A 6,072-nucleotide genomic window follows, 5' to 3' on the forward strand; every position below is an offset into this window, starting at 1 on the left:
TAAACTATCAGTAATTTGGGTAAAGCTGTGTCAATCGAATGTCATCGACCAAACTAGAAGGCGATCGCAAACCTCATCAACCACTACAACGGATTTTAATAGTGGAAGACGATCCAGTAATGTTACTTGGTTTAGAGCAGTTTTTTGAAGATTACCCTCAATTTGAGATCGTCGGCATGGTAGGCGATGGATACCTGGCAGTAGAAGCAGCCACTAAACTCCAGCCTGACTTAATCATCATGGATATTGGTCTTCCCCAGTTAGATGGAATTGCGGCGACAAAGCAAATCAAAGCAAATTTACCACAAGTACGGGTAGTAATGTTGACATCGCACCAGAATGAGACAGAGATGATTGCTGCCTTAGCTAGTGGTGCTGATGCCTGCTGTATAAAAGGTACAAGTCTGGAGCAGTTGTCAGTAGCTCTCAGTGCTGCTGAAGTTGGGGCGACCTACCTTGATCCCTTGATTGCTAGAAGTATAATTGAACATATTAAACCTCCGTCTCCCCGCAATAACATTGGTCAACTTTCATCACGGGAGTTAGAAGTTTTGAAACTAATGGTTGAAGGTAAAAGTAATCCGGAAATAGCAACTGAACTTTATCTGAGCCTAAGTACAGTGAAGACTCATATCCGTAGTATTATGAATAAACTTGCTGTAGATGATAGAGTGCAAGCGGCTGTTGTGGCACTACGCAAAGGATTAGTTTCTTGAACTTGGGCAGGCTAGAAGCCTACCCCACAAAAAGTAAGTTCTAAATAATAGGTAATGTAAACCAGAAGGTTGATCCACTACCAGGTTGACTTTTCACACCAATTTTTCCACCGTGTGCTGTAATGATTTGCTGACACACGTACAAACCTAAACCCAAACCGGGCATAAAACGGGCGTTCTCACCCCGCGCATAAAGTTCAAACACTCTGTCACACTGCTTTTGGCTCATCCCCACCCCGTTATCTTGCACACAACAGAGTATTTTCTTACCTTTTACCCTAGCATCCAAAGTCAAAGTAATTTCGTGGGGATTATGTTTGAGGGCATTGGAAATTAGATTGCAGAACACACGCCCTAGCTGAATCGCATCAGCGTTGACTAGAGGTAAATCAGCGTTTACCAAATTCTTGACTATTACTCTATTTTGTGTTATGTATGGTTCCAAATCACAAAGGACTGATATCACTACAGTACATAGTTGCAGTGGCTGACAGTGTAGTGTAACCCCTCGCACTTCTAAATTGTAAGCTTCTTGCAATGAGTTAAGTAAATTGATTTGACGCGAGTTCCCTTCCAGCAAACGCTCCAGCACTCTGGTACTAACTAGTGAATCAGATTTTTTCAACAAATTTTGTAGGACAATAGCATTACCCATCAACGGTGTGCGCAGATCGTGAGAAATAGCATGTAAAAAAACTCGCAATTCCCGGCGCGATTCAAATTCTGTTCGTTGCAGACGTTCATACATGTACACGCCTAAGTTACAGATGAAACAAAACCAAAATATCATCAATAACCATCCCACATTAACAAGTCCAGTGACAAGCCGGGGTCCTTCAGTGTAGGGAGTTAAGCCAAGTGCCGAGTTTATACCTATATAGTAAGCCAGTACACTTAACTGTGACACTAAATGCAGTACAGGGCATACTGGTACGAGAATTGCTTGAGCCATAAACATCAGACGCCACATATCATCATTTCCCAAAGCAAAACCGTTGAGAGTTGCAACTACTTCCTGTAAAAGTGTGGCTAACCAGGAGAAGCACAGAAAAATCACGGCTGGATAACGATAACCCCACTTAGTTCTATGAAGTATAAATAAGGTGAGTAACAACGGTGCTACAGCTAAATCATGAATGATGGCTGAGTCAAGCTGCTTCATTACTACAGGAACGAGTTCCTTGGGAAAATCTGCTGGTACTTGAAAGTAGAACTTAAAATAAAGTACTAAAATTATGCTGCAGCACCATATGGGCATTGCCAACCATAAGCATAAGCCAACACGCCGCCACAGAAACTGGTTTCGCCAGACTTTGTAATCTGCCGACTCTTTAGGAGTTAACAAAAGCTTCAATCTCTTTCCAATTAAGTGAATCAGCAAATTCAGAGTTGTTTTGCCTGTTAATACCAATTTGTTGGCTTGAGATGCCATAAACAAAAATTAATGGTGATTTGTCTTCAGTTGATTATTCACAAACTACTTTAGGTGCGAACCTCACGCTCATAAGTTAGCAATAGCCTCAAAACTACCATGTATTTAAATCTGACACTATCGTCCAATCGGTCAAAACACATTGTCTTTTTAATTGAACCTACTAACCGATGTAGCTGACAAGACTCTCTTTTACATTGATGTCAGTTCCAGAAATTTGTTACAGCTTGTGCCAGTTAGATCTATGTGAGTCTAATTTCAATAGGTAAAAAACATGAACAGTAAGATTTTCTTCAAAGCAAGCTTATCCTTCTTAGCAACATCTTTCGTCTCCCTGGTAGCAACACCTACATTCGCTGTAGAGACGCGAAATTTCGCGTCTCTACAGTCTACTAACAATATTTATAACACAGTACTGTTATCAAGTTGGGACGACCGATATAGGGACTACGACAGAGAACGTCGCCGCGAAATACGTGATCGCCGTCGCGAAATTCGCCGTGAAATGCGCGATCGCCGTCGAAAAATCCGTGAAGAAATCCGTAGTTTGGATCGAGATTACAGAAAACTCCAAAATCTTCTTTATGACGGGCGTTACAATCGCTACTACCGCCAGAGAAACTACCCTTTACTACCGCCAATCATAATTGATCCATAATTCCTTGATTACCCAAGTTGGAGAAATTTTCACTATGCTCAATCACTTTAAATGGTGCAAAAGTTTATCTTTTGTTGGCGTATTCACAATAAGTCTAGTACTTTTACTTACGTTTGCTAATGGTAGTTCAATTTACCAGAAAACCTTAGCATTCATCTCAAGTAATTACCCAAGAAACCAAGCATTATACGTTACCGCTGAAGACGGGACAAAAATTGCTATTGACGTATGGCTGCCAAAGGTGACACCAGGCAGCAAAATTCCCACTTTAATGCGAACCACACCATACTACCGTGCAACGGAATTAGTAGATAAAAGTAAACAAAATGACCCAAATGCCACGGAGAGAAACCCGTATTATCTCAACCCAGGGTATACCGACTACTTTAACAAGGCAGGTTATGCTGTAGTGCTCGTTGACGCCCGTGGCACGGGAGCCTCTTTTGGGAACCTTGCTCTAAATCCATCCACGTCAAAGAACGAAATTCAGGATTACAACGCAGTTGTTAACTGGATCATAGCTCAACCTTGGTCAAACCAAAAAGTTGGTGCTTTTGGCACTTCCGCAGATGGCAGTACTGCTGAGTTTTTGACAGTAACTAACAACCCTGCTGTGAAGGCGGTTGTTCCTGTGTCTTTTGACTTCGACTTCTATGCTCAACAATACTTTCCTGGAGGTGTCTTTGTTGAATCGGTAGTCAAGGGCATACAAACCAAACCAAATCTTTGCAATCTACAGGAATTTGAGCAAGAACCAGCCTGCCAAGAATTTTTTAAGACAGGCTTTAAGGGACCGAAACCTGTAGATGAAGACAAAGACAAGCAACTGCTAAGAGCCGCATTCCAACAACAAACCAACAATTTTGACTTTTTCTCAGCTGCTCAGAAAATTACCTATCGCGACGATCTTATTGACGGATTAGGAGGAATTACAGAAGACTTTAGCATCTACAAATTTAAAGAAGATATTGAACGCTCTAATGTGGCAATTTATCATTGGGCTAGTTGGTTCGATGCAGGAACAGCAGAGGGAGTGTTAAACCATTTCATGGCATATAGCAATCCCCAAAAAGCAATTCTTGGTCCTTGGACTCACGGAGCATATAGCAATGCCAATCCTTTTGTACCTGCCGATACGCCTGTCAATCCATCTCGTGAAGAACAACTTGCGGATATTGTCAACTTCTTCGACGCCTATCTTAAAGACAACAATCGCAAACCGAAGTTGAAACGAGAAATTAAGTACTACACTATGGGCGAGGAAAAGTGGAAAACAACAACTGTTTGGCCCCCCAAAGGTATGAGCTACCAACGTTTATTCTTTGCAGAGAATAACGGTTTGACTGAGAAATCTCCAACAAGCGACAGTGAACAAGATAAGTACATCGTTAATTTTGAAGCAACCACCGGTCCTGATAGTCGCTGGAGGCAGAGTTTTGAGAAGATGGTTTTCCCTAACCGTACAGAAGAAGATAAAAAGCTGCTCACTTACACCAGTGAACCACTGCGACACGATGTGGAAATTACTGGTCATCCGGTAGTTACTCTCTATGTTACCTCTACTGCCAACGATGGTGCGTTCTTCGTCTACCTAGAAGATGTAGATGAAAACGGCAATATCACATATATTACAGAAGGACAGTTGCGTCCCATTCATCGCAAGATATCCAATGAATCTCCTCCTTATGTTGTTTTTGGTCCTTACCATTCCTTTAAACGTGAAGACAGCTTGCCTTTTGAACCAGGAAAGGTAACTGAACTCTCATTTAATCTTCTGCCAACCTCGGTACAAATTCAAAGAGGACACCGCATTCGAGTGGCGATCGCCGGACACGACAAGGACTTATTCACCCGCTATCCTGCAGTTGGCACACCAGAAATTAGCATCCTGCGTAACGTAGTTAATGCTTCCTACATCGATCTACCTGTAATGAAGCGTAGAAATGAACACCTCCATTAAGATTATTTATTAGATACAGCGCTTTGCATCTGGGTGGAGTACACCCCTCCCTACCCTCCCCTTAGTAAGGGGAGGGTGCGCGACAGCGCGGGTGGGGTATTTTTGTACTTCATTAAGTTGAAATCTGCTATAAAAGCTCTACTTCTTCCTACTTAAGAAAAGTTGAAAGCACGTAAGATCCCTTAGTGCCCCCCCTTTGTAAAGGGGGTTGGGGGGATCAAATGTGTTGCAACTACAAGGAGAATTGGTGTTATATGTCATTTACACAAAATCGTGGAGTGTGATTTGACTAGGTTGAATCCCTTGGAGAATGGTTACATGCATCTGGCTTTCCAAATCGTCTAAGCCAAGGAGCTTCCAGCGAATTTCAGTATTTAGCCCAACCTGAATAACATCAAGGTCACTGAAACTGAGAGGGGTGTCATTGATGGTCGTCGGCAGCCCCAAAAAATCTTGACCATCCTGAAAGTCTTGAATAATATCTTTGCCATTACTAAGATAAAATCGATCAAGCCCCTCGGCGCCAATGAGCAGATCGTCGCCCGTACCACCATTCAATCTATCGTCACCGGAGCCACCCATGAGGATATCATTACCCGAATCGCCATAAAGTTCGTTATCCCCCCAATCTGCGTGCAACCAATCATCGCCAGCGTCGCCATAGAGAATATTGTTACCTTGAGTGTCTATTAAGATATCATCACCTGCACCACCACTGAGAATATCATTACCTTTGCCGCCGCTAATCGTATCCTTGCCATCACCACCAATGAGGGAATCATCGCCGTTGCCCCCTTTTAAGAAATCATCCCCTCCACCCCCGTGAAGAAAATCATCCCCTCCATCTCCGTATAAGAAATCTTTGCCGTCCTGACCAAATAAGTAATCATTTCCTCTACCACCGTGGAGAAAGTCATCATCTCCACCTCCATGTAAAGCATCGCTGCCGTTGCTCCCTTTTAAGACATCATTACCTCTACCTCCATGAAGTAAGTCATTATCTTGCCCCCCATAGAGTACATCATCACCGTCTTTGTCAGAGGTAATATTTTCTCCCTTGTAAAATTGGGAAATGACTTCTGGATAAGCTTGTGTTCGAGAGAAGAAACTATCAGCCAGTAGAGGACTTTCCTGATTGTTAAGATGTTGATTAAAGAAGGCGGTGGTATAGTCATTGAGGATCTGCGTGAACCGATTGGGATCGATAAGTTCAAAATCCTCACCAGTGCCGGGTCTTCAGAATTAATGGTGATGAATTTTTTTAATATAAAACAGGACTGACTAGTTTAAACAAGCTAAAATTTAT

At 42.4% G+C, this 6,072-nt stretch carries 5 protein-coding genes; 3 read left to right on the forward strand and 2 right to left on the reverse strand.

Features of this window, described 5'->3' with window-relative positions; all coding sequences use genetic code 11:
* Positions 1 to 38 precede the first annotated feature (38 nt).
* A complete protein-coding gene (locus ICL16_RS12010; protein ID WP_190827770.1) occupies positions 39 to 716 on the forward strand; it encodes a response regulator in 678 nt (225 codons plus the stop codon).
* A 40-nt stretch (positions 717 to 756) separates the two neighbouring features.
* On the opposite strand, the gene ICL16_RS12015 is transcribed toward ICL16_RS12010, so the two are convergent.
* The gene (locus tag ICL16_RS12015) at positions 757 to 2,148 is read right to left on the reverse strand and encodes a sensor histidine kinase (RefSeq protein WP_190827772.1); all 1,392 of its coding nucleotides are present in this window, start codon (positions 2,146 to 2,148) and stop codon (positions 757 to 759) included.
* A 274-nt stretch (positions 2,149 to 2,422) separates the two neighbouring features.
* On the opposite strand from ICL16_RS12015, the gene ICL16_RS12020 reads away from it, so the two are divergent.
* Together ICL16_RS12020 and ICL16_RS12025 are read left to right on the forward strand one after the other, a co-directional pair.
* Positions 2,423 to 2,806 carry a hypothetical protein gene (locus ICL16_RS12020; RefSeq protein WP_190827774.1) on the forward strand — a complete coding sequence of 128 codons (384 nt, stop codon included), beginning with the start codon at positions 2,423 to 2,425 and terminating at the stop codon, positions 2,804 to 2,806.
* Between the two features lie 34 nt (positions 2,807 to 2,840).
* Positions 2,841 to 4,766 (forward strand): CocE/NonD family hydrolase, encoded by a 1,926-nt coding sequence (locus ICL16_RS12025; protein ID WP_190827776.1) that lies wholly within the window; start codon positions 2,841 to 2,843, stop codon positions 4,764 to 4,766.
* A 261-nt stretch (positions 4,767 to 5,027) separates the two neighbouring features.
* Here ICL16_RS12025 and ICL16_RS47670 read toward each other — a convergent pair whose 3' ends face one another.
* Entirely contained in the window at positions 5,028 to 5,972 is a 945-nt protein-coding gene (locus tag ICL16_RS47670; RefSeq protein WP_420485271.1) for a calcium-binding protein, read from the reverse strand.
* Between the last annotated feature and the right edge of the window lie 100 nt (positions 5,973 to 6,072).

The sequence above is a fragment of the Iningainema tapete BLCC-T55 genome (genome assembly GCF_014698965.1).
In the GTDB taxonomy this organism is placed as follows: Bacteria; Cyanobacteriota; Cyanobacteriia; order Cyanobacteriales; family Nostocaceae; genus Iningainema; species Iningainema tapete.

Bases quoted from the DNA above. Each gene is read 5' to 3' on its own strand.
- ICL16_RS12010 (WP_190827770.1), top strand. From the start codon at position 39: ATGTCATCGACCAAACTAGAAGGCGATCGCAAACCTCATCAACCACTA.
- ICL16_RS12015 (WP_190827772.1), bottom strand. From the start codon at position 2,148: ATGGCATCTCAAGCCAACAAATTGGTATTAACAGGCAAAACAACTCTG.
- ICL16_RS12020 (WP_190827774.1), top strand. From the start codon at position 2,423: ATGAACAGTAAGATTTTCTTCAAAGCAAGCTTATCCTTCTTAGCAACA.
- ICL16_RS12025 (WP_190827776.1), top strand. From the start codon at position 2,841: ATGCTCAATCACTTTAAATGGTGCAAAAGTTTATCTTTTGTTGGCGTA.